Source organism: Burkholderiales bacterium (genome assembly GCA_015075645.1).
Lineage (GTDB): Bacteria > Pseudomonadota > Gammaproteobacteria > Burkholderiales > Casimicrobiaceae > VBCG01.
Genome location: JABTUF010000001.1, coordinates 167,320 through 193,208 on the forward strand (window position 1 = coordinate 167,320; position 25,889 = coordinate 193,208).

The window sequence follows — 25,889 nt, forward strand, 5'->3', positions numbered from 1 at the left end:
GCGCCCGGGGCTGGAATCGGGCAGGGCCGGGGTGACCCGGCTCCCTGCCCGATCCACCTGCGGGAAACGAAACTGCAGCGCTATCGGGCGTGGTCGGTCCGCGCGACCGGTTCGAGACCGCAGGACGCGAACCGGGCATCGAGCTCCGGGCGGTCGAGCGTTCCTGTCCGCCACAATGCGACCAGTCCGGGCGTTTCGCGGCCCGGCGCGCGTTCGAGGCGCTCGAGGGTCGACCGGCGCCCGACCTGCTGCCAGCAGATCATCGTCGTCGCGTCGCGTCGGTCCGCGTCCGCGGCGATCGCGAGCAGCGCCTTCGCGCGCACGACTGCCTGCGGCAGGGCGTCCACCGCCGCCGCGAAGGCTTGCGCGTCGATCGGCCTCCGCGCGTGCCAGGCACCGGCGGTCCAGCGCGCATCGTGCGTCTCGACCGTATCGATGCCGGACGAGTGTGCCCGTCGGCGCCGACGACGGGCCGCATCGCCCGGCTCGACCCGTGGCATGGCGAGGAGCGCCCCGGGCAGATCGCAGTGCACGGTGCGCACGATTCGCATCCCGGGCAACGCGCCGGCGAGATCGCGCTCGATCGACGCCAGCACCCCGGCCTCGACGAGATCCGACTTGTTCAGCAAGACGAGGTCGGCCGCTGCCGCCTGATCGATCACGCGCTCGCTCTCGGACCAGCCGAGCGCCGGGAAGCCCGCCGCGTCGACGACGCAACACGCCGATTCGAGCACGAAGCGGCGCCCGAGCACGCCCGTCGTGAACGCGCGCAGGACCGCGTTCGCATCCGCCACGCCGCTCGTCTCGACCACGATCGCGTCCGGCGGCGGGACCGCGCGCGAGAGCGCGAGCGCCGCCGCAGCGAGATCGTCGCGCGCGGAGCAGCACAGACAGCCGTTCCCGAGCGCGATCATGTCGTCGGCGACGTCGGCGACGAGCGCTGCGTCGATGGCGAGCGGGCCGAAGTCGTTGACGACCACGGCCAGGCGCCGTCCTCGCGGGTCGGCGAGCAGCCGCCGAAGCAGCGTCGTCTTGCCGGCGCCGAGCGCCCCGGCCAGGAGCACGATCGGTACCGGGCGCGATTCTTTCATCGCTCTGCGCGCTCGCAACCCGACCAGACGCGTCGTCCGCCGACCCAGGTTCCGAGGACCGGAATGTCGAGGATCCGCATCGGGTCGACACCGCGCGGATCCTCGCCCAGCAACGTGAAGTCGGCGAGCTTGCCCGGCGTGATGCTGCCGAGCCGGTCCTCCGCCTGCAGTTGCCAGGCTGCGTCGACGGTCAGGGCGCGCAGCGCCGTTTCGACGTCGACGCGCTCTCCCGGACCGATCGTCGCACCGGCGCGCGAGACACGGTTGACCGCGATGTGCAGGCAGAGCAGCGCGTTGGGCCAGGTCATCGGCGAATCGCAGTGGTACGAGGCGCGGACGCCCAGGCGCGCTGCGCTGCCGTTGGGCGCATAGCGAGCGGCGACCTCGGGGCCGAGCATCTCGTCGCGCACGACCTCGCCCCAGTACCAGAGGTGCGGCAGGAACAGGCTCACCGCGACGCCGAGGTCGCGGGCGCGCTCGAGCTGGTCGTCGCGGATGAGCACGCAGTGTTCGAGGCGAAACGGGCCTCGGGCGCGCGGGAAGTCGCGCAGCGCGTCCTCGAACGCGTCGAGCACCACATCGATCGTCCGGTCGCCCTGCGCGTGAACCGCGACCTGCCATCCGTCCGCCGCTGCCCTGCGCACCTGCGCGGCGAACTCGTCCGGACGCCAGTTCATGTGCCCGGTGCTGTCGCGCGGCAGTCCCATCCGCCCGAGGGTGAGGGAAGTGTTGAGGTAGGGTCGACCGACCCAGATGTTTCCGACGAATGGCGAGCCATCCGCCCACAGCTTGACGCCGATGGTCGCGAACCAGTCGTCGACCGGCGCGTCCGCGCGCGCGACGATCGGCCGGTCGGCGAACAGTCGCTCATAGGCGTAGACGCGGATCGGCGCGCCGCCACCGGACACCCGGTCGGCGTAGTGTGCCGACCAGTCGGGCAGGAGTCCGATCTCGGTGCTCGTCGTATAGCCGGCGCGGGCGAAGCGATCGAGCCAGCCATCGAGCTCCTGCCGAACCTGCCCCGGCCCACCTCGGGCGTAGAACGGCTCTCGGAAGAGCAGCGTCGCCGACTCGGTGAACTTCCATGGTTCGCCGTTCTCGTCGGGCGCGATCGCGCCGGCCCCGGGCGCCGGCGTGCCGCGGTCGATCCCGAACGCCGCGAGCGCGGCGGTATTGACGTAGAGCGCGTGCAGATTCGAGGTCTGAACCACGACGGGATTGTTCGGCGCGAGGCGGTCGAGCTCCGCCTTCGTGGGCTCGCGCAGGCCGCGGTGCAACTGCGGATCCATGCCGATGAACCACAGGACCTCGCCCGGCGCCGCCCTGGCGACGCGACGGCGCATCTTCTCCACTGCGGCGTCCCAGGTCGGGACGTGAATCGCCCGGATGTCGACGACTCCGTCGCCCCAGGCGAGCGCGCTCATGAGCGGATGGCCGTGCGCCTCGATGAATCCCGGCAAGAGCGTGGCGCCGTCGAGCGACTCGACGCGCGTGCGGGCACCGCGCCACTGCGCGACCTCCGCGCGGGTGCCGGCCGCGGCGATCCGCGAGCCGCGCAGCGCGACCGCCTCAACCGATGGACGCGCAGCGTCCATCGTCACGATGGTGCCGCCTTCGAGGATGGCGTCGGCCGGTGCCCCCCTGCCCCCGCCGCTCATGCGCGCACCCGGGCGGAAGCCGGATCGTAGTGGGGCGCGAGTCGCGCGCGCGCGGCGACGAGTCGTCCGGCGACCTCGATCGCGAATCCGTGCGCGTCCAGCTCGGCCTGGGTGACCGGCACCGGCAGCGTGACGTAGCCCATCGCGAGCGACTCGCCTACGCGATGGCCCACCGCTCCAGACGTCACGCGGCCGACGAGCGAGCCGTTGCAGGCGATGGGCTCCTCGCCGTGCACCAGCGCATCGGCCTCCGCGAGCGCGAACTGCACGAGGCGGCGGCGCGGCGGCCCGACATCGCGTCGGCGCAGGAGCGCGTCGCGCCCCGTGAATGCGACGGGCTTGTCCCACGCCACTGCGAAACCGAGGCCGGCCTCGAGCGGCGTGTCGTCGACGCCGATGTCGTGACCCCAGTGGCGGTAGCCCTTCTCGACACGGCAGGAAGTCATGGCCTGGAAGCCGGCGGGGCGCGCGCCGAAGGCGGCGCCCTCGGCGACGAGCGCGTCGAACACGTTGGCCGCGAACTCCGTCGACACGTAGATCTCCCAACCCAGTTCGCCGACATAGGTGATGCGGGCGGCGCGCACCGGAGCGTAGCCGATCTCGCTCGCGATCGCATGTCCGAACGGGCAGCGGTCGTTGCCGAAGCGATCGCCGCTCGCCGCCTCCAGGAGCGCGCGTGAAGCCGGCCCCATGACCCCGATCACCGCCTGCGCCGACGTGACATCGAGCGCGGTACAGCGCGCGTCGGGGGGGATCGCGCGCACGAGCCAGGCGAAGTCGCGCACCTGCGCGCCCGCGCCGGTCACGACGAGAAACGACGATTCCGCCAGCCGGGCGACGGTGAGGTCGGCCTCGATGCCACCGCGCTCGTTCAGCCACTGCGTGTAGACGATCCGGCCGGGCGCCACGTCGACATCGTTCGCGCACAGGCGCTGCAGGATACGGCACGCATCCGATCCGTCGACACGAAACTTGGCGAACGACGTCTGGTCGAACAGCGCGACACGGTCGCGCACCGCCAGGCATTCGTCGCGCGCGGCCCGGTGCCACGCCGGCACACCCCAGCCGTAGTCGAACTCGGCGCGTTCACCGGGCTCGGCGAACCATTGCGCGCGCTCCCAGCCGGCGAACTCCCCCATGCAGGCGCGCATCGCGACCAGCCGGTCATGCAGCGGCGAACGTCGCGCCCCGCGCGCGGTCGTGTACTGGCGGTGCGGCCAGTGGTCGGCGTAGAGCAGGCCGAGCGATTCCACCGTCCGGTCGTGCAGGTAGCGCCGCGTCGCCTGCGCAGGGTGCATGCGGCGGATGTCGACATCGGCGAGGTCGATCGGCTCATGGCCGTCGCGGATCCACTCCGCGAGCACCTTGCCGGCGCCGCCCGAGCTCTGGATGCCGATCGAGTTGAAGCCGGCGGCGACGAACAGGCGGCGCACTTCGGGTGTCTCGCCCAGCAGGTAGCGGTCGTCCGGCGTGAAGCTCTCCGGACCGTTGAACCAGGTGCGGATGCCCGTACGCGCCAGTACCGGCACGCGCGCCGTCGCGCGCTCCAGCACAGGGCCGAAGTGGTCGAGGTCGTCGGGCAGCGCGTCGAAGGCGAAGTTCTCGGGGATGCCCCCCATTCCCCACGGCTTGGCGCGCGCCTCGAACGCGCCGACGAGAAGTTTCCCCGCGTCTTCCTTGACGTATGTCTCCTCGTCGGGAACGCGCAGGACCGGCAGGTCTCGCGGCAGTCCGTCGATCGGCTCGGTGATGGCGTAGAAGTGTTCTGCCGCGTGCAGGGGGACCGCCACGCCGATGTCGCGCGCGAGCGCGTGCGACCACATGCCGCTGGCCAGCACGACCGCGTCGGCGCGGATGTCGCCGTCGTCGAGTCGCACGCCCGTAGCGACCCCGCCGTGCACGAGGATCCGCCGGACGGATGCGCCCTCGACGATGCGCACGCCGAGCGAGCGCGCGCCGCGTGCGAACGCGAGCGTCACGCCCACGGGATCGGCTTGTCCGTCGCGCGGCAACCAGAAGCCACCGGTCACCCCGCGACCGTCGAGCAGCGGGTAGCGCGCGAGCACCTCCGAGGGCGAGAGCGTTTCCACCTCGAGACCGAAGCCGCGCGCCATCGACGCCTGCCGCTTCAGCTCCTCGAGTCGCGCCCCGGTCAGGGCGACGCTGATCGAGCCGTTCTGCCGGAAGCCGGTCGACTGGCCGGTCTCGCGCTCGAGCGTGCCGAGCAGCTCGGTCGTGTAGCGCGCGAGCGTCGTCAGGTTGCGGGTCGCGCGGAGCTGTCCGATCAGGCCGGCAGCGTGCCAGGTCGTGCCGCACGTCAGTTGCCGCCGTTCGAGCAGGACGACGTCCGTGATGCCGAGCTTCGCCAGATGCCAGGCGATCGAACAGCCGATCACCCCGCCGCCGACGATGACGACATCTGCGCGCGAGGGCAACGCTGTGCTCACGCGCTCGCGCCCGGCGCGCCGGAGTACGTCGGCAACCCGCTCACGCGGCGTCGGTCAATCGACCTTGAACCCGGTTTCCCGGATCACGCGACCGAAGCGCTCGTACTGCTCGCGCACGTAGCGCACCGAGTCCGCCGGCGACAGCAACGATGCGTCGATGCCCATCTGCTTCAGCCGCGCGGCGATCTCCGGTTCGCGCGCGATCGCGGCCAACTCGCCGTGCAGCCGCGCCACCACCGCAGGCGGCGTGCCGGCGGTCGTGAAGTAGGCGAACGTGGACACCATCGGCGGGATGCTCTGGCCGAACTCCGACGGGATCGGTACGTCAGGGGCCACCGGCGAGCGGCGTTCGTCGAACAGCACGAGCGGCCGAAGCTTGCCGTCGCGCACGTGCTCCGCCGTGCCCGCCACGAGGTCGATGGTCCCCGTCACGTGCCCGCCGTACAGGTCCGTCAGCGCCGGCGGCAAGCCCTTGTAGGCGACGAGTTCGAAGTCGAGCCCCGAACGTTGCTTGAACGAGGTCATCATGATGTGGACGGTACTGCCCGGAGCGTTCATGGTGAGCGACACCTTGCCCGGCGAGCGGCGGATCGTATCGATCAGGTCCGCGAAGGTCTTTTCCGGCCGGTCGGCGCGGACGACCAGCCAGTTGGGCACCGTGCCCACGACCATGACCGGCGCGAGGTCCTTGAGCGGATCGTAGGCCAGGTCCTTGATCGTGTATGGGTTGATCGCGAACGATGCGTCGCTCGTCAGGAGCAGCGTGTGTCCGTCCGCGGGCGCCTTCACGGCGGCGAGCACCCCGGGCACCGTGGCGCCGCCCGCGCGATTCTCGACCACGACGTCCTGGCCGAGCTTCTCGGACAGCCGCCGGCCCATCGTGCGCGCGATGACGTCGGTCGATCCGCCCGGAGGGAAGGGAACGACGATCCGGATCGGTCGATTGGACAGCGGCAGGCTGTCGACCGGCGCCGCCAACGCGAGGACGAGGCCGAGCGCAAGCAACACCGCGACAGGCTTGGGCGTGAGTCGAACCATGATCGGTCTCCTTGCGACGCATGCCCCGTCCATGCGGGGCACGCGACGAAAGTAGTCCGCGCGGCCGTCCGCCGCTAGCCTGTTTCGGACATTCGACAGCCGCTCGCGGACCGCCACGGCGGGCCGGCCCGTTCGGCATCAGGCCGCGGGAACCGGAAACTCGCCTGCCGGCGGCGCGAACGGCAGTCGCCGCTCGGCCGAAGGCGGATGTCCGTGCAGGACCCGGTAGCAGCGGGCGAAATGCGACGCCGAGACGAACCCGCAGGCGAGCGCGACTTCCGTGACCGGCAGGTCGGTCAGACGCAGCAGTGCCCGCGCGTGCTCGAGCCGTCGCGCACGTCGAAACGCGGCCGGCGTGGTCATGAGTTCTCGGCGGAACAATCGCGTCAGGTGCCGCACCGACAGGCCGACGCGTCGCGCGAGTTCGCGCTCGCCCAGCGCACGCGCCGGCTCGGCGGCCAGAAGGCGCCGCGCCTCCGTCACGGCGCGATGCCGCCCCGGGTCCGCTGCGGGCGCATTGCGTTGCGCCTGCGTACCCGCGCGGATGGTTTCGTGCAGGCAGTGCTCGGCGACGCGCTGCGCCAGTGCGGCGCCGTGGTCCTGTTCGATCGCCGCCAGCATCATGTCGATCACCGCGGTGCCCCCGGCGCAGGACATTCGCCGGCGGCCGACCTCGAACAGCGTCGGGCGGAGGTCCGCGCGAGGGAAACGATCTCGGAACGCCCCGGCGACCTCCCAATGCACGGTCACCGCGCAGCCATCGAGCAGGCCGGCCGCGCCGAGAAGCATCGAGCCGGTGTCGAGTCCGCCGAGCGTCGCGCCTTCGCGGTCGCAGCGTTGCAGCCATCGCTGCAACGCGGGGGTGAGGAAGCGTTCGGGACGCAGATCGGCGCAGACGATGAGTGTCCCCAATCGCGGCGCGCGCGCGTAGGTGTGGTCGACACGGATCACGATGCCGTTGCGGTCGCGGACGTCGGTGCCGTCGACCGAAATCGTGTACCAGGCGTAGCGCGACGCGACGGGCAGGTACCGGTTGGCGATACGCAGCGGCTCGATCGCGGAGGCGAGCGCGATCACCGTGAACTCGGGCACCAGGAGAAACCCGATCGGGCCGGGAAGCCGCGGCTCGCGCCCAGGAACCGGGGGCGCCTGGCGCGCGGACGATTTTCGTTTCGCCGATGGGCTGTCCATGAACTGCTCCCTCACGCTTCGACCTCGAGGGCGACCGCTGGACTCGAGCCGACCCGGAAGGCGCTCAAAGACATTGCCGCGATGCCGGCGCACCCGTTCAGGTGCCTGCATTGGGTCAACCGGCAGTTCCGGGGCGGAACCAGGGCGGGTCGCAGTTGGACGCCGATCGTCCTGTCGCAGGACGCGTCCCCGACGGACAGCCCGTTCGGGCGGGCCGAGACTCGCCGCACGTCGAACCGTTCCGTCGACCAAGCGACTCGCCGGCATCGAAACGGCACCCTTGCGTCACGAGTCCCGGAAATGGGACGGCCCGCATCGCTGCGGGCCGTTCGAATCTGGTTGCGGGGGAAGGATTTGAACCTTCGACCTTCGGGTTATGAGCCCGACGAGCTGCCAGACTGCTCCACCCCGCGGAAGGAGGTCAAGTATAACGCGATTGCCCGCCTCCGGTCAATCGGGGCGACTGCGCCTCGGACCGCGGATGGCAACCTTCTGCGTACCACCCGGTTGCCCCGTCAGCGCTGCGGGTCGGGAGCATCCTCGTCGGGCCGGGGAAAGGCGACGACGTGGTCGATGTCGAGCCGGATGCCGATGGGCTCGCCGATCGCGTGGTCGTGGTGCGACGGCACCACCGCGAGCACCCGCGTGCCGGACGCGAGGGCGAGCGTGTAGAGGAACTCGGAGCCGCGAAAGGTCTTGGCGACCACGTTCGCGCGCCACGGGCTCGCGTCGTCGTGCACGATGTCGTCGGGACGCAGCAGGACGTCCGCCGCGTCGCCTTCGCGCAGTTCCGGACGCGGCGCGCCGTCGAGTTCGCCGAGTTCGGTGAGAAGCCGCCCGCGCGCGTCCGCGACGCCGCGCACGAACACGCCCTGGCCGATGAAATCGGCGACGAAGCGCGTACGCGGCTGGTGGTAGAGGTCGTAGGCGCTCGCCCACTGCTCGATCGTTCCCTCGTTCATCACGCCGATCTCGTCGGCGATCGCGAACGCCTCGTGCTGGTCGTGGGTGACGAGGATCGCCGTGATCCCCGCCTCCTTGAGGATCGCGCGCACCTCGAGCGAGAGCCGCTCGCGCAGGTCGGTGTCGAGGTTGGAAAACGGCTCGTCGAGGAGCAGGAGCCCGGGCCGGGGCGCGAGCGCGCGCGCGAGCGCCACGCGCTGCTGCTGTCCGCCCGACAACTCGTGCGGCCACGCGCGCGCCGCGTCGGCGAGGCCGACGAGTTCGAGCATCGCTCGCGCGCGCGCGTCGCGCTCCGCGGGTGTGGCGCGCGCGAGTCCGAAGGCCACGTTGCGCAGGACGTCGAGGTGCGGGAACAGCGCGTAGTCCTGGAACACCATGCCGATGCCGCGTTCCTCGGGCGGCACCTCGACGCCCGGCGACGACACGACGCGTCCGGACAGCGCGATGCTGCCGCCGCGGACCGGCTCGAAGCCCGCGATGCAGCGGAGCACCGTCGTCTTGCCGCAGCCCGAGGGCCCGAGCAGGCAACCGATCGCGCCCGCCGGCAGCGAGAACGACAGCCCGCGCACGACCGGGACACGGTCGTAGGCCTGTTCGAGCGATGTCACCTCGAGCGTGGCTGCCATCGCGCGAGTCTACCCGTGCCGCGCGGCCGGGAGCGCTGCCTGTCGCTGCGCGCCACCCGGGCGGCCGAGTTCCGCGAGCCTCGCCGCGATGCCCGTTCCGACGTGCATGCGCGGATGCATCGCGGGATCGTGCGCCGCAACGCGGTCGCGCGCGACCTCGAAGGCCTGTGCCAAGCTCGCGCCCTTCCCCATGCCGTCCTCGAAGAAGGCGCGCCCGAACGCCGTGGCGCCGGCTTCGACGCCGCACCCGGCGGAGGAACTCGCGGCATCCGACGCCACGATCACCGCGGTGTCGTCGTCGGCGAGTTCGTCGGCGAAGGCCCCGGCGTTGCAGGCCGACACGACGACCACGCGATAGCGGATGCCGGCATCGTCGAACGCGCTGCGCACGCCCGCCGCGCTGATCGGGACGAGTTCGAGCGGCGGCATGCGCACGTCGAGTTCGCCGTTCCGTCGGCTCGGCGCGGCGAGGTAGACCATCGCGATGTCCTCGTCGGGATCCATCGCGGCGGCGAACTCGTCGAGCGTGTCGCGCAGGTGCGTCAGCGAGGCGATCGGATCGGTGAGGAGCGTGCGCCGATCGTTCAGGAGCACGATAGAGCGGCCAGCGGCGCCCCCGCGCTCGTCCATCGCGTGCCGCGCAGCCTCGACGTCGGCGCGGTACGCCGGCTCGTTCGCATCGCCCGCGAAGCCGGCGAAGTAGAGGTCGGTGACGCCCGGCCTGCCGTCCTCGATCGCGTCGAGCGCCTCGTCGAGGATGCGCATCTGCTCGGAGAGCACCGGCTCGGAGGCCGGGCTCGGGTAGCGGGAATCGGGCGCGTCGCGTGCGGGCGGAGCGAACCACGGCTCGAGCGTCATGATCGCCGAGGACAGGAAGATCGGCACGGCCAGCACGACGCCTCCCGCGAGCGCGCGGACCGCGCGCATTCCGCGGCGGTACTCGAGCGCTACGTGGACGATGCGTACGAGGACGACGAGGATCCACGCGAGGACCACGTCGTCGACGACGCCGGTCCATGCATCCGGCACGCCGAGTTCCTGCCACGGCAGGCCGTTCGCGAGCTGCAGGACCGGGAACGCCGAGAGCGCGATGACCGGAATCGCGTGCACGAGCGCGCGGTCGCGGTTCAGGAGCGCGATCAGCGCGGAAGCAAGAATCAGGATGCCGCCGGAGTAGATCTCGTTGCCGAGGCCACGCCACGAGAACGCGGCGCCGTCGCCGTAGCGCATGGCGTCCGCGGCGACATCGACGAGCGCGGAGACGACGAAGAGCGCGAGGAGCTGCCGGAGGTCGATCCGGAACGCCAGGCGACGGACCGGCAGGAACAGCGCGACACGGAGTCCCGCCGCGAGATTGCGGGCGAGCGCGCGCGCGAACGCGCGCATCAGGTCACCGGCTGCGCGTGCGAGGCGACGTAGGAGCGCACCGCGCCGGCGTCGTTGGCGATCACGGTCCGGTACTGCGGGCGCGCCTCGAGGCCGTCGAAGGCGCGCGGACGATCGGGATCGCGCCCGAGCGCCTCGCGGATCGTCGCGGCGAACTTCGCCGGCAGCGCGGTCTCGATGCACAGCAGAGGCACGTCGCGGTCCCGCTGCTCGAGCCCGACCTTGAGGCCGTCGGCGGTGTGCGGGTCGACGACGCGGCCGTAGCGCGCGGCGATGGCGCGAATCGTGGCGACGCGGTCCGCATGCGTGCTCCTGCCCGACACGAACCCGAAATCGGCCATGCCGCGCCAGGCGTCGGTGCCGCCGAGGTCGAACGACCCCTGCCGCGCGAGATCGTCCCACAGTGCGCGCAGGCGACCCGCATCGCGCCCGACGAGGTCGAACACGAAACGCTCGAAGTTCGACGCCTTGCTGATGTCCATCGACGGCGACGACGTCGCGCGCGTCTCGGCCGCGCCGCGCGGCCGGTAGCGGCCGGTGCGGAAGAATTCGTCGAGCACGTCGTTCTCGTTGGTCGCGAGGATGAGCCTTCGCAGCGGCACGCCCATGCGCTTGGCGACGTGCGCGGCCAGGATGTTGCCGAAGTTGCCCGACGGCACCGCGACGTCGACCGGCGCGCCCGGCGCGCTCCGCGCGGCGAGGTAGCCGTGCACGTAGTAGACGACCTGCGCGGCGACGCGCGCCCAGTTGATCGAGTTGACCGCGCCGATCGCGTAACGGCGCTTGAACGCCGCATCGCCGGCGATCGCCTTGACGATGTCCTGGCAGTCGTCGAAGGTGCCGTCGACCGCGAGGTTGTGGATGTTGGCGTCGGCGAGCGAGTACATCTGCGCCTGCTGGAACGGGCTCATGCGGCCGTTCGGCGAGAGCATGTACACCTCGATGCCGCGCCGGCCGCGCATCGCGACCTCGGCCGACGAGCCGGTGTCGCCGGAGGTCGCGCCGAGGATCGTGATCCGGCGCCCCTCGCGCGCGAGCGCGTACTCGAAGAGCTCGCCCAGGAGCTGCATCGCGACGTCCTTGAACGCGAGCGTCGGCCCGTTCGACGCGCACAGGAGGCCCAGTCCGCTCTCCAGCCACTCGACCGGGACGATCGCCTCGCTCCCGAACTTCTCCGGCGCGTAGGCGCGCGCGACGAGCCCCTTCAGGTCCGGCGCCGGAATGTCGCTCGCATAGCGCGAGAGCACGTCGAAGGCGATGTCGCGGTAAGGCGCACCGTGCAGCGCCTCCAGTTCGCCCGGCGCGAACGCGGGGTAGCGCTCGGGCACGGCGAGCCCGCCGTCGGGCGCGAGGCCCTCGAGCAGGATCGCGAGGAACGGCTGCGGCGCGTCGCGCCACGCGCCCCGGGTGGACAGGTACCTCACGCCAGCCTCACGCGAGGTCCTCGAGCCGGATGCGCACCACGCGGCCGCGCACGGTGGCGAGCGCCTCGATCGCGCGGATCGCGTCGACGACGCGCTTCTCGACCGAGCGGTGGGTGAGCAGGATGATGTCGGTCTGCTCCTCGCCCTCGTCGGGCTCCTTCTGGATCATCGCGTCGATCGAGATCTCGCGGTCGGCGAGGATGCGCGTGATGTCGGCCAGCACGCCGGGCTTGTCCTCGACGCGCATCCGCAGGTAATAGCTCGTCTCGACCTCGCCGATCGGCAGCACCGGCACGTCGGAGAGCTGGTCGGGCTGGAACGCGAGGTGCGGCACCCGGTGCTCCGGGTCCGCCGTGTGCATGCGCGTCACGTCGACGAGGTCGGCGATCACCGCGCTCGCGGTCGGCTCCGCGCCGGCACCGGCGCCGTAGTACAGCGTCGCGCCCACCGCGTCGCCCTTCACCAGCACGGCGTTCATCGCGCCCTCGACGTTGGCGATCAGGCGCTTCGCCGGGACGAGCGTCGGGTGGACGCGAAGCTCGTAGCCCTCGCGCTTGCGCCGCGCGATGCCGAGGAGCTTGATCCGGTAGCCCAGTTCCTCGGCGTAGCGGATGTCCTCGCGCGTGAGCTTCGTGATCCCCTCGTGGTAGGCGCCGTCGAAGCGCATCGGTACGCCGAAGGCGATCGCGGCCATGATCGTGAGCTTGTGCGCGGCATCGATGCCCTCGACGTCGAAGGTCGGGTCGGCCTCGGCGTAGCCGCGCTTCTGCGCCTCCGCGAGCACCGATGCGAACGACGCACCGGTCGCGCGCATCGTCGAGAGGATGAAGTTCGACGTGCCGTTGATGATGCCGGCGATCCACTCGATGCGGTTCGCGGTCAGGCCCTCGCGCAGCGCCTTGATGATCGGGATCCCGCCGGCGACCGCGCCCTCGAAGGCGACCATCACGCCCTTCGCGTGCGCGGCGGCGAAGATCTCGTTGCCGTGGAGCGCGAGCAGCGCCTTGTTCGCCGTGACCACGTGCTTGCCGCGCGCGATCGCGTCGAGCACGAGCGTGCGTGCCGGCTCGATGCCGCCGATCGCCTCGACGACGATGTCGACGTCCGGATGCGCGGCGACCTTCGCCGGGTCGTCGGTCAGGCCGACGCCGTCCGCGCCGCGCAGCGCCGCGCGCGCGCGGTCGGGTGTGCGCGTGCCGATCCACGCGACGCGGATCGGGCGTCCCGCCCGGCGCGCGATCTCCTCGCCGTTTCGCGCCAGCACGTCGAACACGCCGCGGCCGACGGTCCCGAATCCCAGCAATCCGACGTGGAGCGCCTTCATGCGGTCAGGCGGCCTGCGACAGGCCGTCGTCGCGGAACATCTGCTTGATGCCGCGGATGGCCTGCCGCGTGCGCGCCTCGTTCTCGATCATCGCGAAGCGCACGTGGCCGTCGCCGAACTCGCCGAAGCCGACGCCGGGCGACACCGACACCTTCGCCTGCGCGAGCAGGCGCTTGGTGAACTCGAGCGAACCCGCGGCGCGGTAGGCCTCGGGGATCTTCGCCCACACGTACATCGACGCCTTCGGGTTGTCGACCATCCATCCGGCTTCGTGCAGGCCCCGCACCAGCACGTCGCGGCGGCGCTGGTAGCGCATCGCGATTTCGGCGACGCAGTCCTGCGGGCCTTCGAGCGCGGCGATCGCGGCCACCTGGATCGGCGTGAACGTGCCGTAGTCGTGGTAGCCCTTGATGCGGCCGAGCGCGTTGACGAGGTCGCGGTTGCCGACCATGAAGCCGACGCGCCAGCCGGCCATGTTGTAGCTCTTCGACATCGTGAAGAACTCGACCGCCACGTCGCGCGCGCCGGGCACCTGCATGATCGACGGCGCCTTCCAGCCGTCGAAGCAGATGTCCGCGTAGGCGAGGTCGTGGACGACCCAGATACCGTATTCGCGGGCGAGCGCGACGATCTTCTCGAAGAAGTCGAGTTCGACGCACTGCGCGGTCGGGTTGGCCGGGAAGTTCAGGATGAGCATCTTGGGTTTCGGAAAGCTCATCCTGATCGTGTGCTCGAGTTCGGCGAAGAAGTCGACGCCCGGCGCGAGCGGGATCTGCCGGATGTCGGCGCCGGCGATGATCGGCCCGTAGATGTGGATCGGGTAGCTCGGGTTGGGGACGAGCACCGTGTCGCCGCGATTCATCGTCGCGAGCACGAGGTGCGCGATGCCCTCCTTCGACCCGATCGTGACGATCGCCTCGCTCTCGGGGTCGAATTCGATGCCCCAGCGCGCCCGGTACCAGTGGCAGATCGCGCGGCGCAGCCGCGGGATGCCCTTGCTCACCGAGTAGCCATGGGTATCGGGCCGTTGCGCGGACTCGACGAGCTTGGCGACGATGTGCGGCGGCGTCGGGCCGTCGGGATTGCCCATGCCGAAGTCGATGATGTCCTCGCCGCGGCGGCGGGCGGCCATCTTGAGTTCGGTGGTGATCGCGAAGACGTAGGGGGGCAGCCGCTCGAGGCGGTCGAAGCGTTTCGGGGGAGGAAGCATGGCGGGCTCTCGCGTAAGCGCCCGGAACCGTCCGAGCGACGCGCCGCCGGTCCCCGGGCGGATCCCGGGGCAGGCGACCGTATAATCGTAGCCAATCCGCGGGTTTACCGCAACGCACCATCGACCGGCACGACCGACGTGAAGCTCTCCCTCGACTCAGGCGCCGGCATCGTCGTCACCGGAGCGGGTCCGGGATGGATCCGGGTCGGCGCGCAGGAAGTGCGCGACAACGTCGTGCTGGCGCCGGACCGCATGGTCCCCGGGTTCGCGCCGCACGGCTTCGACGCGCTCGAAGCCGCCGACCTCGCGGCGTTGCTCGAACACCGACCCGAACTCGTGATCCTCGGCAGCGGCGCCGTGCAGAAGTTCGTCCACCCGCGCACGCTCGTTCCGCTGATCGACGCCCGGGTGGGTGTCGAGACGATGGCGACACCCGCCGCCTGCCGCACGTTCAACATCCTCTCCGGCGAGGGTCGGCGCGTGGTGGCCGCCCTCATCGTCGGGTGAGGCACGTTGAACGTTCGACGTTGGACGTTTGACGTTCAACGTCCAACCATGCGACGCAGTCGCGTAGTCGTCGCGGTGGGGACCGCGCAGACGCTCGCGTGGGCGTCGTCGTACTACCTGCCCGCGGTTCTCGCCGACTCGATCGCATCCACGCTCGCGCTCTCGCGCACCTGGGTGTTCGGCGCGTTCTCGATCGCGCTGGCGTTGACCGGATTCCTCGGCCCGGCGATCGGGCGGCACATCGACGCGACCGGCGGCCGCAAGGTGCTCGCCGCCTCGGCGCTCGTGCTGCCCGCCGGACTCTCGCTGCTCGCGGGGGCGCAAGGCCCGGTGTCGCTCGTGCTCGCGTGGGCGGTGCTCGGCATCGGCATGGCGCTCGGGCTCTACGACACGGCGTTCGCTGCGCTCGCCGCGATGTACGGCCGCGCCGCGCGCTCGCCGATCACCGGCATCACGCTCCTCGCAGGATTCGCGAGCACGCTCGGCTGGCCGGTGTCCGCCTGGCTCGACCACGTGGTCGGCTGGCGCGCGGCCTGCCTCGCGTGGGCCGCGGTTCATCTGGTCGTGACGCTGCCGTGCTACCTCGTTGCCGTGCCGCGGCGCGCGGTCCGCGAACCCGACGACCCCGACGTCGAGGTCGATGCGCCAGCGCACGCGGGAGCGACGCCCCGCCATGCGATGCTGCTCCTGGGCTTCGCGTTCGCCGCTGTCGCGTTCGTGTCGACGTCGATGAGCGCGCACCTGCCGCGCCTGTTGCAGGACACCGGCGCGAGCACCGCGGCGGCGATCGCCGCGGCATCGCTCGTCGGCCCCGCGCAGGTGGCCGCGCGCTTCGCGGAATTCCTGAGCATGCACCGGTGGCAACCGCACCCGGCCGCAGTCGCCCGGGTCGCGGCGAGTCTCAATCCGATCGGCGCAGGTGTGCTGGCGTTCGCCGGGGGCGCCGGGTTCGCGGCGCCGGTCTTCGCGTTGCTGTACGGCGCGGGCAACGGACTCTTGACGATCGCGCGGGGCACGCTGCCCCTCGCGCTGTTCGGTCCCTCGGGCTACGGATTCCGCCAGGGCACGATCGCCGCGGCGGCGCGCGTCTCGCAGGCCTGCGCGCCGGTCGCGTTCGGCCTGCTGCTCGAACAGGCCGGCACGGGTGCAGCGCTCGCGGTCTCGGCCGGGCTGTCGCTAGCCTCGCTCATGGCGTTCATCGCGCTGGGGCGTCCGGCGACGCGGTAGCACCGAGCGTCGCGTCAGCACTGGATCGTGTTGCGGCAGTAGGCCGAGAGTTCGCGCACGACGGTGGTCGCCTCCACCGGGCGACGCCCGCGGCCGCCGTAGTCGATCGCGAGCTTGAACTCGTACTTCGCGAAGAATGCGTCGAACTGCTCGGCGCCGACCGTCCCGGTGGCGGTGAGGTGGTCGGTCGCCGCCTCGTACTCGAGCACGATCGCGGCGAGCGGCTGGGGCGCCGGCCCCGAGACGACGCGTGCGCCTTCGAGCGGATCGTAGACGCTGTGGTCGGCGCAGCAGTGGATGACCGCGCCGCCCGAGGTGGGCGAGCGTTCGCGCTGATAGCGGATGAACGAGACTTCCTTCGTCGGGTAGGCGAGCTTGTGCGCGCAGATCGCCGAGAACGCCACGATCGTGCGATCCGGGCCGACGCCGCCCGACCATTCGTAGCGCGCCCCGTTTTCGCGCCGCAGCGTCGCCGGCGACCGGACGGCCTTCGGCAGGCGCAGCAGGAAGCACGGCGTCGCCGCGTACGGGTACTGGAACACGAAGTTGGTCTCGGCGGCGAGCTTCGTGGCGAGGATCGGGACGCCGTGGATGTCGACCAGGAGCGCCGGCCGGTAGCTCCGGCTCCCGGCCTGCGCTCGGGCCGCGTCCGCAGCGGCCAGTCCCGCCGCACCGGCCATCGCACCGCACACTTCCAGAAATTCGCGTCGCTTCATCGTGGTTCACGCGCAGTTCGGGGAAAATCCACGTCCTTCCGAAGTCGCGGCCCGGGTGTCCGACGAACTTCCGCGAGCATGGCCCCGTGGTACCGGAAAGTTCGGCCGCCGATCGCCGAACCCCACCGTCGCTCGACGCCCACTGCCCGACCCGTTCGCCATCTGGGCCCAAGCTGCGCCTGCGACCGTTCTCGCATCGAAGCGCAGCGCCGGTCAGCCCTCGACCAGTGCCCTGACGTGCTCGGCCGCGCTGCGGCCGAGCGCGGAGAGCGCGTAGCCGCCTTCGAGCGTCGAGACGATGCGGCCCTTCGCATGGCGGCCCGCCACCGCCACGAGTTCCCTCGTCACCCAGCCGTAGTCCGCGTCGACGAACGCGAGCCCCGCGAGCGGATCCTCGCGGTGCGCGTCGAAACCCGCGGACACGAAGATCACCTGCGGCCGGAACGCCTCGAGCGCCGGCAGCCAGCGATCACGCACCGCAGCCCGAAAGCCGTCGCTGCCGGTCCCTTCGGGCAGCGGCACGTTGACCATGTTCGGCGCCGGTTGGTCGACGCCGGAATACGGGTAGAGCGGGTGCTGGAAGATCGACGCCATCAGCACGCGCTCGTCGCCGGCGAACACGTCCTCGGTGCCGTTGCCGTGGTGGACGTCGAAGTCGATGACCGCCACGCGATCGAGCCGGTGGTGGTCGAGCGCGTGCATCGCTCCGACCGCGACGTTGTTGTAGAGGCAGAAACCCATCGCGCGGCGCCGCTCGGCGTGGTGCCCCGGCGGGCGAACCGCGCAGAACGCGGTGCGGCACTCGCCGGACATCACGAGGTCGGTCGCCAGCACCACCGCGCCCGCGGCGTGGCGCGCGGCGCCGAGCGAGTGCGGACACAGCGCGGTGTCGGGGTCGAGGTAGGCGAGGCCGTGGTCGGGGCTCGTGTGCTCGATCTCGGACAGGTAGGCCGCCCCGTGGACCCGAAGCAACTGCTCGCGGGTCACCGCGGGCGCTTCGTAGTGCCGCAGGTACCCGTCGATGCCGGCGGCGATCAGCCGGTCGCCGATCGCGGGGAGCCGGTCGGGACACTCCGGATGGTAGGGCCCCATGTCGTGCAACAGGCAGGACGGATGCGTGATGTAGGCGGTGGGCACGGCGCGGGAAGGCTTGCGATCGTTCGGGGCGCCCGGCGTCGGCGGTTCGCGCGAACCGCGCTCCGGACGGACGGAGTGTAGCGCGCGATCGTCGGGGGTGACGAAGCGGCCCCGGGCGGCTAGAGTGCCCGGAGCCCCGGCCTTGGCCCACCCGATGAGCGTCCGCCCCGCCTCCCAGATCGTTCCCGTCGCGCAGCGCGCGCAGGCGATCCTGCGCGAACTCGCCCGCATCGTCGTCGGCAAGGACGAGATGCTGAAGCTCGCCCTCGCCTGCATGATCGCGCGCGGCCACCTGCTGATCGAGGACATCCCGGGCGTCGGCAAGTCGACGCTCGCGCAGGCCCTCGCCGCGGCGCTGGGGCTCAAGTACGCGCGCATCCAGTTCACGAGCGATCTCCTGCCCGCCGACGTGCTCGGCGTGTCGATCTACGACGAGCGTTCCTCCGCCTTCCGGTTCCATTCCGGGCCGATCTTCCATTCGGTCGTGCTCGCCGACGAGATCAACCGCGCGCCGCCGAAGACGCAGAGCGCGCTGCTCGAGGCGATGGAGGAGCGCCAGGTCTCGATCGACGGCCAGACGCGCCGGCTCCCCGATCCGTTCTTCGTGATCGCGACGCAGAATCCGGTCGAGCAGATCGGCGCCTATCCGCTGCCCGAATCGCAGCTCGACCGCTTCCTGATGGCGCTCGAACTCGGTTACCCGGATCCGGCAGCCGAGCGTGACCTCCTCGCCGGCGGCGACCGCCGCGCGCGGATCGCGGAGTTGCCCGCGCTCGCGGACGCCGCGACGCTCGCGGATTGGCAGCGTGAGGCCAGTGCGATGCACGTCGCGCCCGCGTTGCTCGACTACGTGCAGGCGCTGCTCGCGGCGAGCCGCGGCCATCCCGGCAACGCCCCGACCTCCGACACCGGAGCGCGGCGCGGCCTCTCTCCGCGCGCGGGACTGATGCTCCTCAACGCCGCGCGCGCCTGGGCGCTCGTCGGCGGCCGTCCGATGGTGCTCCCCGAAGACGTGCAGGCGGTGTTCCCGGCGGTCGCCGGGCATCGACTCGCCGGCGGTGCGCGCGCCGGCGCGCTCGTCGCGGCCACGCTGCTGCGCTCCGTACCGCTGCCGTAGCGCAGGCCATGGCGTCGATCGCGGCACAGGCACCCGCGCCCGGAGCGTGGGCGCGCTGGCGCCAGCGCTTCTTGCGTCTCGCTCCGGGCGACGGCGACGAGGTCGTGCTGCGCCATTCGCGCATCTACATCCTGCCCTCGCGCCGCGGGACGACGATGATCGCCACGCTGGCGATCATGCTGCTGACCTCGCTCAACTACGCGCTCTCGCTCGGCTTCGTCGTCACGTTCCTGCTCGCCGGGCTCGTCGCCGCGTCGCTGCTGCACGCGTTCCGCAACCTCGCCGGGGTCGAGATCCGCCCGCTCGCCGCGAGCGAGACCTTCGCCGGCGGACGCATCGCGTACGCGCTCTCGCTCGGCGGCGGAGAGCGCACCCGCGAGGCCCTCGAAGTCCGGGCCATCGACGCCGAACCGGTGGTCGCCGACATTCCGGCCGGCACGACGGTGAACGTGCGCGTCGAACGGCCGGCGCCGCGGCGCGGACGCCATGCGCTCGGGCGCGTGACGCTGTCGTCGACGCAGCCGCTCGGGCTGTGGCGCGCGTGGTCGTACGTGCACTTCCCGCTCGCCGGTGTCGTCTACCCCGCACCCGAACCCGGAGCGCCTCCGCTGCCGCCCGGCGCGCATGGACAGGACCTCTCCGCACCCGGACAGGGCGACGAATCGGAGTTCGCAGGCCTGCGCGAATTCCAGCCCGGCGACCCGCCGCAACGCGTCGCCTGGAAGGCGGTCGCGCGCGGCGCCGGCTGGTACACCAAGGAGTTCGAGGGCTCCGGAGGCGGCGGTCCGGTCGGGCTCGACTGGGCGCAACTGCCGCGCGCCCTCGACGACGAGACGAAGCTCTCGCGCCTCACCGCCTGGATCCTCGCGGCCGAACGCGCGGCGCGTCCGTTCTCGCTTCGCGTGCCCGGCGCGGCGCTCCCGCCGGGGCAGGACCGCGACCACCGCCGCTCGGCGCTCACGATGCTCGCGCTCGCGCGCAGCGGAGACTCGTGGTGAGCGCCAAGCTGCGTCGCGCACGGCGCCGGAACGCTCGAGTGTCGCCCGCGCTCTCGGCGACGCAGATCCGCTGGATCGGCGCGCTGATCGTCTGCGCGCAACTGCCGCAGGCGCCGCATCTGCCGCTTTGGGTCGCCGCGTTCGGGATCGCGCTCTGCGGATTGCGCCTGCTGCTGTTGCGGCGCGACCGCGCGCGCCCCGGCGCCCCGGCGCGCATCCCGTCGTGGACGCTGGTGCTGTTCGCGCTCGCCGCCGCGCTCGCCGTGCGCGCCTCCTACGGCTATCTGCTCGGCCGCGATCCGTCGGTCGCATTCCTGTTCATCCTCGTCGCGATCAAGTTCCTCGAGACGCGCACGGTCCGCGACGGCACGCTGCTCGTCGCGCTCGCCTCGTTCCTGCTCGTCACGCCGTTCTTCGCGAGCCAGTCGCCGCTCGCCGCGTTCGCGGCGCTGCCCGCGCTGCTGGTGCTGGGCGGCACGCTCGACGCGCTCTCGCGTCCGCCGAACGCGTTGCCCCCTCGTCCGCCGGGCGTCGCGCTCGCGCGCACCGGCAAGTTCATCGTGCAGGGCATTCCGATCGCCGCGCTGCTGTTCGTGCTCTTCCCGCGTATCGCGGGCCCGCTGTGGGGCGTGCCGGCCGAAGCGGGCGCGACGACCGGATTGTCGGATTCGATGGAGCCGGGGTCGATCAGCGAGCTGTCGCTCTCCGACGCGGTGGCGTTCCGCGTCGACTTCGACGGCGCGGTTCCGCCGCCCGCGCAGCGCTACTGGCGCGGACCGGTGCTGTCGCGCTTCGATGGACGCGCGTGGACGCTCGTGCCGCGCTCGATGCCGGGCCATCTCACGCCGCCCGGTCCGGGGGGCGTCGCGTACACCGTCACGCTTGAGCCGCACGGCAAACCCTGGCTCTTCGCCCTCGAACTGCCGGCGAGCCTGCCGCGACCGGCCGGCGCCGACGCGGATCCCGGCGGCGACGAAAGCCATGCACTGCTCACGCGCGACCAGCAGCTCGTGGCACGCACGCCGGTGTCGCAGGTCCTCCGCTACCGCCAGCTCTCGATGCTGCGCGACGCGTTCCCGCAGGCCGACGAAGGCGAGGGACAGGAGTACCTGCGCCTGCCGCCGCGGGGCAATCCGCGCACGGTCGAACTCGGGCGTGAACTTCGCGCCGCGAACCCCGATCCGCAAGGAGCCGTCGCCGCGGCGCTCGCCTGGTTTCGCGCGGCGCCGTTCGTCTACACGCTGTCGCCGCCGCCGCTCGACCGCGATCCGGTCGACGCGTTCCTGTTCGACACGCGCCGCGGCTTCTGCGAGCACTTCGCCGGCTCGTTCGTCGTGATGATGCGCGCCGCGGGCGTTCCCGCGCGCGTGGTGACCGGCTACCAGGGCGGCGAGTGGAATCCGCGCGGCGGCTACCTGATCGTGCGGCAGTCCGACGCGCACGCGTGGGCCGAGGTGCTCGTCGACGGCGAATGGCGGCGCGTCGACCCGACGGCGACCGTCGCGCCCTCGCGCATCGAGATGGGCCTCGCGCGCGCGGTCGCCGCCGGCGAACCGGTACCGCTCTTCGCCCGTCTCGACGCCGGCTGGCTCAAGAGCACGCAACTCGCGTTCGATGCGCTCAACCACGCCTGGCGCACCCACGTCGTGGGTTTCAACCGCGACCGCCAGCGCGAACTGTGGCGCGACCTCACGATCGACCGCTACGCCGGCTGGCAGATCGCCGCCATCGCCGGCGTTCTCGGCCTCGCGTGGGCCGCGGTCGCGCTCGCGTTCATCGGACTCTCCCGCACCCGGCGCGAACGCGAGCTGGTGCTGTGGCACGAGGCCTGCACGCGTCTCGAGCGGGCCGGGCTGCCGCGCCAACCGCACGAAGGGCCGATCGCCTTCGCGGCGCGCGCGAGCGCGCGCTGGCCGCAGTTCGCGATCGCGTTCTCGGCGATCGCCGAATCCTACGCCGCGCTACGCTACGGTCCGCCTTCCGCGCGGCCGGGCGAGCGTGAGGCGCTCGTGGCGACGCTGGAGCGGGCGGTCGAGGTGTTGCCGGCGGCCGGCGAACTGCGCGCCGCTACGTAGATCGGAGTCAGAGCCGCCATTCTCGCGTGCAACGGCGCTGCGACTTCGCGATGCTCGTTCGCGCGAGAACCGCGACTCCGACCCCTGCCTACAGCAACGCATCCCGATCGAGCCCCGATGCCGCGAGCCGCGCACGCAACCGGTCGAGCGCCTCGATCTGGATCTGCCGCACGCGCTCGCGCGTGACGCCGAGTTCGCGCGCGAGTTCGTCGAGCGTCGCGACCTCGGCGCCGTTCAGGCCGTAGCGCCGCTCGATCACCCGCCGCTGGCGCTCCGGCAGCCCGGCCAGCCACTCGGCCACCGAGCGTTCGAGCGCGTTGTGGTGGAGCATCAGCTCCGGCTCCATCGCGCCTTCGTCCGGGAGCGCGTCGGCGATGGTGACCGACGGATCACGGTCGAGCGGCGCGTCGAGCGAGAGCACGTGCTCCTGCCATCGCACCAGCCGTGCGATGTCGTCGACCGGACGGTCGATCAGGTGCGCGACGTCCTCGATCGTCGCGTCGCGGCCGTCGGCGGGCGGATGGTTCTCGAGGTAACGCAGCGCGCGCTGCACGACGGAGAGCTCGCGCATCACGTGCGCGGGCAGGCGGATCGTTCGCGCCTGCTGCACGATCGCGCGCTCGATCGCCTGCCGGATCCACCACGTCGCGTAGGTCGAGAAGCGGAACCCGCGCTCCGGGTCGAACTTGTCGAGCGCGTGCATGAGGCCGAGGTTGCCCTCCTCGATCAGGTCGGGCAGCGCGAGTCCCCGGTGCGCGTAGTGGCGTGCGATCGACACGACGAGGCGCAGGTTGCGCTCGATCATCGTCTGCCGCGCGGCGAAGTCGCCGCCGCGCACCGCGCGCGCGAGGGCGAGTTCCTCGTCGGCCGACAGCAGAGGATGCTGGCCGATCTCGTTCAGGTAGAGCTGCGCGACGTCGGCGACGAAGTCGGCGGCGAGGCCGGGCGCGGGCTCGTCGAGCGGCAGCGGCGCGGTCAGCGCGTCGTGCGCGACCGGTTCCGATTCGTGCGCCGCGTCGCCGTCCTCGTCGAGCGGATCGGGCGCGGCGGCGGCCATCGGCGGGCGGGAGCGGCCGGCGTCAGGCGGGCGGCAGGAAACGCAACGGGTCCATCGGCTTGCCCAGGCGCCGGATCTCGAAGTGCAGCTTGACGCGATCGGCGTCCGTCGACCCCATCTCCGCGATCTTCTGACCGCGCGCGACGGCCTGCCCTTCCTTCACGAGGATGTCGGCGTTGTGCGCGTAGGCGGTGAGGTAGGTCGCGTTGTGCTTGATGATGACGAGCTTGCCGTAGCCGCGCAGGCCGCTGCCCGCGTAGACGACCTTGCCCGGCGCGCTCGCGACGACCGGATCGCCCGCGGCGCCTCCGATGTCGATGCCCTTCAGGCTCGCGCTCTCGGAGAACTGCGCGACGACCTTGCCCTTCGCGGGCCACACCCAGTCGAGCCCTTCGTCGTCGCCGGGCGAAGGTCCGGGCGCGGGCGGCGTGGTGGCGGGGACACTCGCGGCCGCCGAAGCAGCCGCGTTCGACGGCGTGGTGCTCGTCTGCGGCGCGCTCGCGATCGTCGTCGGCGGTGGCGCCGGCGGCTTGACAGCCGGCGTATCCGGCGCGGATGCGAGGCGGGCGACGTCGCGCATCGCCTGCTCCGACCACGGCTCCTTGATCGCCTTGGGCGAGGTCTTCGTCAACCGATCCGCGGCGGCCGCGGTCGGCGGCACGGACGCGGACGCCACGGCAGGCGGCACTGGCGCGCCTCCCGACGCCACGCCCGCCGCATCGGATCGAGGCGCGCCGGCCGTGACCGGCGGCACGGTGCGCAACGGTGTCACCGTGGTCCCGGGCGCGCCCGCGTCCGCGCCCGCAGCCATCTGCGGCGGCTCGCTGCCCGGCGCGGTGAGCCGCAGCGCTTGCCCGACGCGAATCACGTTGATGTTCTCGATGCCGTTCCACGCCGCGAGGTCGCGGTAGTCGAGTCCGTGCTCGAGCGCGATCTGGTAGAGCGTGTCGCCGCGCTTGACCGTGTAGGTCGGCGGGCGCCAGTCGGGTTCGCCGGGTTTCGTCGCGGCCGCCGGATGCGGCGGCGGCAGCGGCGCGGTGGACGGTGCGGCGCGCGGCGGAACCGCCGGGCGGTCGACGACGGGAGCGGGCGTGCGCGTCGCGCAGCCTGCGGCGAGCGCGGCGGCCGCGAAGAGCGCGGCGACGCGCGGGATCGAAAGGGTGGTTCGGCTCGTCGTCATCCGGGCGCTCGGGGCGCCCGGCCGCGCGAGCGCGTCAGGCGAGACCCGGCAGCAGTGGCACGAATCTTACCGCATCGAGACGTTGCTCCCTCACGCCGCCCGGCCCCATCTCGATCACGGTCAGGTACTGGACGCCGCGTTCGCCTTCTTCGGGGGATCCGGCGAGCGGAATCACCATGCGCCCACCGGGCTTGAGATAGCGCAGCAGCGCGGTGGGCACGTGCGTCGCCCCCGCGGTGACCACGATCGCATCGACCGACAGGTCCTCGCCCAGGTCGGCGCTCCCGTCGCCGTGCTTGAGCGCGACATTGCCGCATTTGAGTCCCTGCAGGTTGCGCCGGGCTTTCGCGACCAGCGCCCCGATGCGCTCGACCGTCCACACCTTCTTCGCGATGCGCGAGAGGACCGCGGTCTGGTAGCCGCAGCCGGTACCGATCTCGAGCACGCCGTCGAGGTCACGACCGTTCCGCGCGAGTTCGGTCATGCGCGCGACGACCCAGGGCTGCGAGATCGTCTGGCCGTGCCCGATCGGCAGCGGCACGTCGTCGTAGGCGCGGATCGCGAGCGCCTCGTCGACGAAGCGGTGGCGCGGGATCGCGAGCATCGCCGACAACACGACCTCGTCGCGGATGCCCTCCCCGCGCAGCCGCTCGATCAGGCGCGCCTGCGTGCGCGCCGACGTCATCCCGATCCCCTGCTTCTCCATCCTCCCGCCCTCCCCGGCGGTCAGGCAGCGAGCCAGGCGCCCACCTCGTCCATGCGTTCGCGGTTCGTGAGGTCGACCTGCAGCGGCGTGATCGACACCTGCCGCGAATCGACCGCGTGGAAATCGGTGCCTTCGCCCGCATCCGCCGCCGGGCCCGCCGCGCCGACCCAGTAGACGGTCTCGCCGCGCGGACTCGTCATCCGGATCGTGTCCTCCGCCTTGTGCCTCCGGCCGAGCCGCGTGATCCGCGTGCCGCGGACCTCGGCGCGCGGCACGTCGGGTACGTTCACGTTGATGAGCCAGCTTCCCGCCGGCGTGCGCGCATGGCGGCTCACGAGGTCGATCGCGACCTCGCACGCGGTCTCGAAGTGCTTCGCGGTCTTCGACGCGAGGGAGATCGCGATCGACGGAATGCCGAGCAGGAAGCCCTCGGTCGCGGCGGCGACGGTGCCCGAGTAGATCGTGTCGTCGCCCATGTTCGCGCCGAGGTTGATGCCCGAGATCACCATGTCCGGCAGGTGGTCGAGGAGCCCGGTCACCGCGAGGTGCACGCAGTCGGTCGGCGTGCCGTTGACGAACAGGAATCCGTTCGGGGCGCGGCGCACCGACAGCGGGCGGTCGAGCGTGAGCGAATTCGACGCGCCGCTGCGGTCGCGCTCCGGCGCGACGACCGTGATGTCCGCGTGCGGGATGAGGGCGGCGGCGAGCCGCTCGAGCCCGGGCGCGAAATAGCCGTCGTCGTTGGAGAGCAGGATGCGCATGCGGGGCGTCGCGCCGATTATAGCCGGACGGCCCGCCTCCTATAATCGCC

At 71.9% G+C, this 25,889-nt stretch carries 21 protein-coding genes and 1 tRNA gene; 5 read left to right on the top strand and 17 right to left on the bottom strand.

The annotated features are described in order from the left end of the window. Positions 1–80 precede the first annotated feature (80 nt). The 11 genes from HS109_00755 to alaC form a co-directional block, all read right to left on the bottom strand. The gene (locus HS109_00755) at positions 81–1,091 is read right to left on the bottom strand and encodes a GTP-binding protein (protein ID MBE7520893.1); all 1,011 of its coding nucleotides are present in this window, start codon (positions 1,089–1,091) and stop codon (positions 81–83) included. Then, entirely contained in the window at positions 1,088–2,749 is a 1,662-nt protein-coding gene (locus HS109_00760) for an amidohydrolase (GenBank protein MBE7520894.1), read from the bottom strand. Before HS109_00760 ends, HS109_00755 begins: the two co-directional genes overlap by 4 nt. Beyond that, positions 2,746–5,196 carry a GcvT family protein gene (locus HS109_00765; GenBank protein MBE7520895.1) on the bottom strand — a complete coding sequence of 817 codons (2,451 nt, stop codon included), beginning with the start codon at positions 5,194–5,196 and terminating at the stop codon, positions 2,746–2,748. Before HS109_00765 ends, HS109_00760 begins: the two co-directional genes overlap by 4 nt. Before the next feature lie 54 nt (positions 5,197–5,250). After that, a complete protein-coding gene (locus tag HS109_00770; protein ID MBE7520896.1) occupies positions 5,251–6,234 on the bottom strand; it encodes a tripartite tricarboxylate transporter substrate binding protein in 984 nt (327 codons plus the stop codon). Between the two features lie 138 nt (positions 6,235–6,372). Further along, positions 6,373–7,677: a GlxA family transcriptional regulator gene (locus tag HS109_00775; protein ID MBE7520897.1), complete on the bottom strand. Its 1,305-nt coding sequence runs from the start codon at positions 7,675–7,677 to the stop codon at positions 6,373–6,375. Positions 7,678–7,761: 84 nt separating this feature from the next. Continuing rightward, positions 7,762–7,838, bottom strand: a tRNA-Met gene (locus HS109_00780). A gap of 102 nt (positions 7,839–7,940) precedes the next feature. Beyond that, positions 7,941–9,014: an ABC transporter ATP-binding protein gene (locus HS109_00785; protein ID MBE7520898.1), complete on the bottom strand. Its 1,074-nt coding sequence runs from the start codon at positions 9,012–9,014 to the stop codon at positions 7,941–7,943. 9 nt (positions 9,015–9,023) lie between these two features. Further along, positions 9,024–10,400 carry a hypothetical protein gene (locus tag HS109_00790; protein ID MBE7520899.1) on the bottom strand — a complete coding sequence of 459 codons (1,377 nt, stop codon included), beginning with the start codon at positions 10,398–10,400 and terminating at the stop codon, positions 9,024–9,026. Then, positions 10,400–11,824: a threonine synthase gene (locus tag HS109_00795; protein ID MBE7520900.1), complete on the bottom strand. Its 1,425-nt coding sequence runs from the start codon at positions 11,822–11,824 to the stop codon at positions 10,400–10,402. The genes HS109_00790 and HS109_00795 overlap by 1 nt, the downstream gene beginning before the upstream one ends. Positions 11,825–11,831: 7 nt before the next feature. Beyond that, entirely contained in the window at positions 11,832–13,148 is a 1,317-nt protein-coding gene (locus tag HS109_00800) for a homoserine dehydrogenase (protein MBE7520901.1), read from the bottom strand. Positions 13,149–13,152: 4 nt separating this feature from the next. After that, the gene (gene alaC / locus HS109_00805) at positions 13,153–14,358 is read right to left on the bottom strand and encodes an alanine transaminase (GenBank protein MBE7520902.1); all 1,206 of its coding nucleotides are present in this window, start codon (positions 14,356–14,358) and stop codon (positions 13,153–13,155) included. 138 nt (positions 14,359–14,496) lie between these two features. Between alaC and HS109_00810 the strand changes: the two genes are divergently transcribed. Together HS109_00810 and HS109_00815 are read left to right on the top strand one after the other, a co-directional pair. Beyond that, positions 14,497–14,865: a hypothetical protein gene (locus HS109_00810; protein ID MBE7520903.1), complete on the top strand. Its 369-nt coding sequence runs from the start codon at positions 14,497–14,499 to the stop codon at positions 14,863–14,865. Positions 14,866–14,913: 48 nt separating this feature from the next. Further along, entirely contained in the window at positions 14,914–16,092 is a 1,179-nt protein-coding gene (locus HS109_00815; protein ID MBE7520904.1) for an MFS transporter, read from the top strand. Between the two features lie 14 nt (positions 16,093–16,106). Here HS109_00815 and HS109_00820 read toward each other — a convergent pair whose 3' ends face one another. Together HS109_00820 and HS109_00825 are read right to left on the bottom strand one after the other, a co-directional pair. After that, positions 16,107–16,808, bottom strand: a complete 702-nt coding sequence (locus tag HS109_00820; protein MBE7520905.1) for a (2Fe-2S)-binding protein — start codon at positions 16,806–16,808, stop codon at positions 16,107–16,109. A gap of 213 nt (positions 16,809–17,021) precedes the next feature. Then, complete coding sequence (locus HS109_00825) at positions 17,022–17,900, bottom strand: histone deacetylase family protein (protein ID MBE7520906.1); 879 nt, start codon at positions 17,898–17,900, stop codon at positions 17,022–17,024. A 199-nt stretch (positions 17,901–18,099) separates the two neighbouring features. Here HS109_00825 and HS109_00830 point away from each other — a divergent pair, with 199 nt between their 5' ends. Genes HS109_00830 through HS109_00840 form a run of 3 tightly spaced genes read left to right on the top strand, consistent with a single transcriptional unit; the run spans position 18,100 to position 22,135 of the window. Then, positions 18,100–19,062: an AAA family ATPase gene (locus HS109_00830; protein ID MBE7520907.1), complete on the top strand. Its 963-nt coding sequence runs from the start codon at positions 18,100–18,102 to the stop codon at positions 19,060–19,062. 8 nt (positions 19,063–19,070) lie between these two features. Further along, positions 19,071–20,060, top strand: coding sequence for a DUF58 domain-containing protein (locus tag HS109_00835; GenBank protein ID MBE7520908.1), 990 nt, complete (start codon positions 19,071–19,073; stop codon positions 20,058–20,060). 38 nt (positions 20,061–20,098) lie between these two features. Further along, positions 20,099–22,135, top strand: a complete 2,037-nt coding sequence (locus HS109_00840) for a DUF3488 domain-containing transglutaminase family protein (GenBank protein MBE7520909.1) — start codon at positions 20,099–20,101, stop codon at positions 22,133–22,135. Positions 22,136–22,223: 88 nt separating this feature from the next. Here HS109_00840 and rpoS read toward each other — a convergent pair whose 3' ends face one another. Genes rpoS through surE form a run of 4 tightly spaced genes read right to left on the bottom strand, consistent with a single transcriptional unit; the run spans position 22,224 to position 25,839 of the window. After that, positions 22,224–23,192, bottom strand: coding sequence for an RNA polymerase sigma factor RpoS (rpoS, locus tag HS109_00845; protein MBE7520910.1), 969 nt, complete (start codon positions 23,190–23,192; stop codon positions 22,224–22,226). A 22-nt stretch (positions 23,193–23,214) separates the two neighbouring features. Next, on the bottom strand, positions 23,215–24,372 hold the full coding sequence (locus tag HS109_00850) for a peptidoglycan DD-metalloendopeptidase family protein (protein ID MBE7520911.1): 1,158 nt from the start codon (positions 24,370–24,372) through the stop codon (positions 23,215–23,217). Between the two features lie 34 nt (positions 24,373–24,406). After that, a complete protein-coding gene (locus tag HS109_00855; protein MBE7520912.1) occupies positions 24,407–25,057 on the bottom strand; it encodes a protein-L-isoaspartate(D-aspartate) O-methyltransferase in 651 nt (216 codons plus the stop codon). A gap of 41 nt (positions 25,058–25,098) precedes the next feature. Beyond that, the gene (surE, locus tag HS109_00860) at positions 25,099–25,839 is read right to left on the bottom strand and encodes a 5'/3'-nucleotidase SurE (protein MBE7520913.1); all 741 of its coding nucleotides are present in this window, start codon (positions 25,837–25,839) and stop codon (positions 25,099–25,101) included. Positions 25,840–25,889: the final 50 nt, after the last annotated feature.

Coding starts and splice junctions, on each gene's coding strand:
- HS109_00755 (MBE7520893.1), bottom strand. CDS start 1,091: ATGAAAGAATCGCGCCCGGTACCGATCGTGCTCCTGGCCGGGGCGCTC.
- HS109_00760 (MBE7520894.1), bottom strand. CDS start 2,749: ATGAGCGGCGGGGGCAGGGGGGCACCGGCCGACGCCATCCTCGAAGGC.
- HS109_00770 (MBE7520896.1), bottom strand. CDS start 6,234: ATGGTTCGACTCACGCCCAAGCCTGTCGCGGTGTTGCTTGCGCTCGGC.
- HS109_00785 (MBE7520898.1), bottom strand. CDS start 9,014: ATGGCAGCCACGCTCGAGGTGACATCGCTCGAACAGGCCTACGACCGT.
- HS109_00790 (MBE7520899.1), bottom strand. CDS start 10,400: ATGCGCGCGTTCGCGCGCGCGCTCGCCCGCAATCTCGCGGCGGGACTC.
- HS109_00800 (MBE7520901.1), bottom strand. CDS start 13,148: ATGAAGGCGCTCCACGTCGGATTGCTGGGATTCGGGACCGTCGGCCGC.
- alaC (MBE7520902.1), bottom strand. CDS start 14,358: ATGCTTCCTCCCCCGAAACGCTTCGACCGCCTCGAGCGGCTGCCCCCC.
- HS109_00815 (MBE7520904.1), top strand. CDS start 14,914: ATGCGACGCAGTCGCGTAGTCGTCGCGGTGGGGACCGCGCAGACGCTC.
- HS109_00820 (MBE7520905.1), bottom strand. CDS start 16,808: ATGAAGCGACGCGAATTTCTGGAAGTGTGCGGTGCGATGGCCGGTGCG.
- HS109_00825 (MBE7520906.1), bottom strand. CDS start 17,900: ATGGGGCCCTACCATCCGGAGTGTCCCGACCGGCTCCCCGCGATCGGC.
- HS109_00830 (MBE7520907.1), top strand. CDS start 18,100: ATGAGCGTCCGCCCCGCCTCCCAGATCGTTCCCGTCGCGCAGCGCGCG.
- HS109_00835 (MBE7520908.1), top strand. CDS start 19,071: ATGGCGTCGATCGCGGCACAGGCACCCGCGCCCGGAGCGTGGGCGCGC.
- rpoS (MBE7520910.1), bottom strand. CDS start 23,192: ATGGCCGCCGCCGCGCCCGATCCGCTCGACGAGGACGGCGACGCGGCG.
- HS109_00850 (MBE7520911.1), bottom strand. CDS start 24,372: ATGACGACGAGCCGAACCACCCTTTCGATCCCGCGCGTCGCCGCGCTC.
- HS109_00855 (MBE7520912.1), bottom strand. CDS start 25,057: ATGACGTCGGCGCGCACGCAGGCGCGCCTGATCGAGCGGCTGCGCGGG.
- surE (MBE7520913.1), bottom strand. CDS start 25,839: ATGCGCATCCTGCTCTCCAACGACGACGGCTATTTCGCGCCCGGGCTC.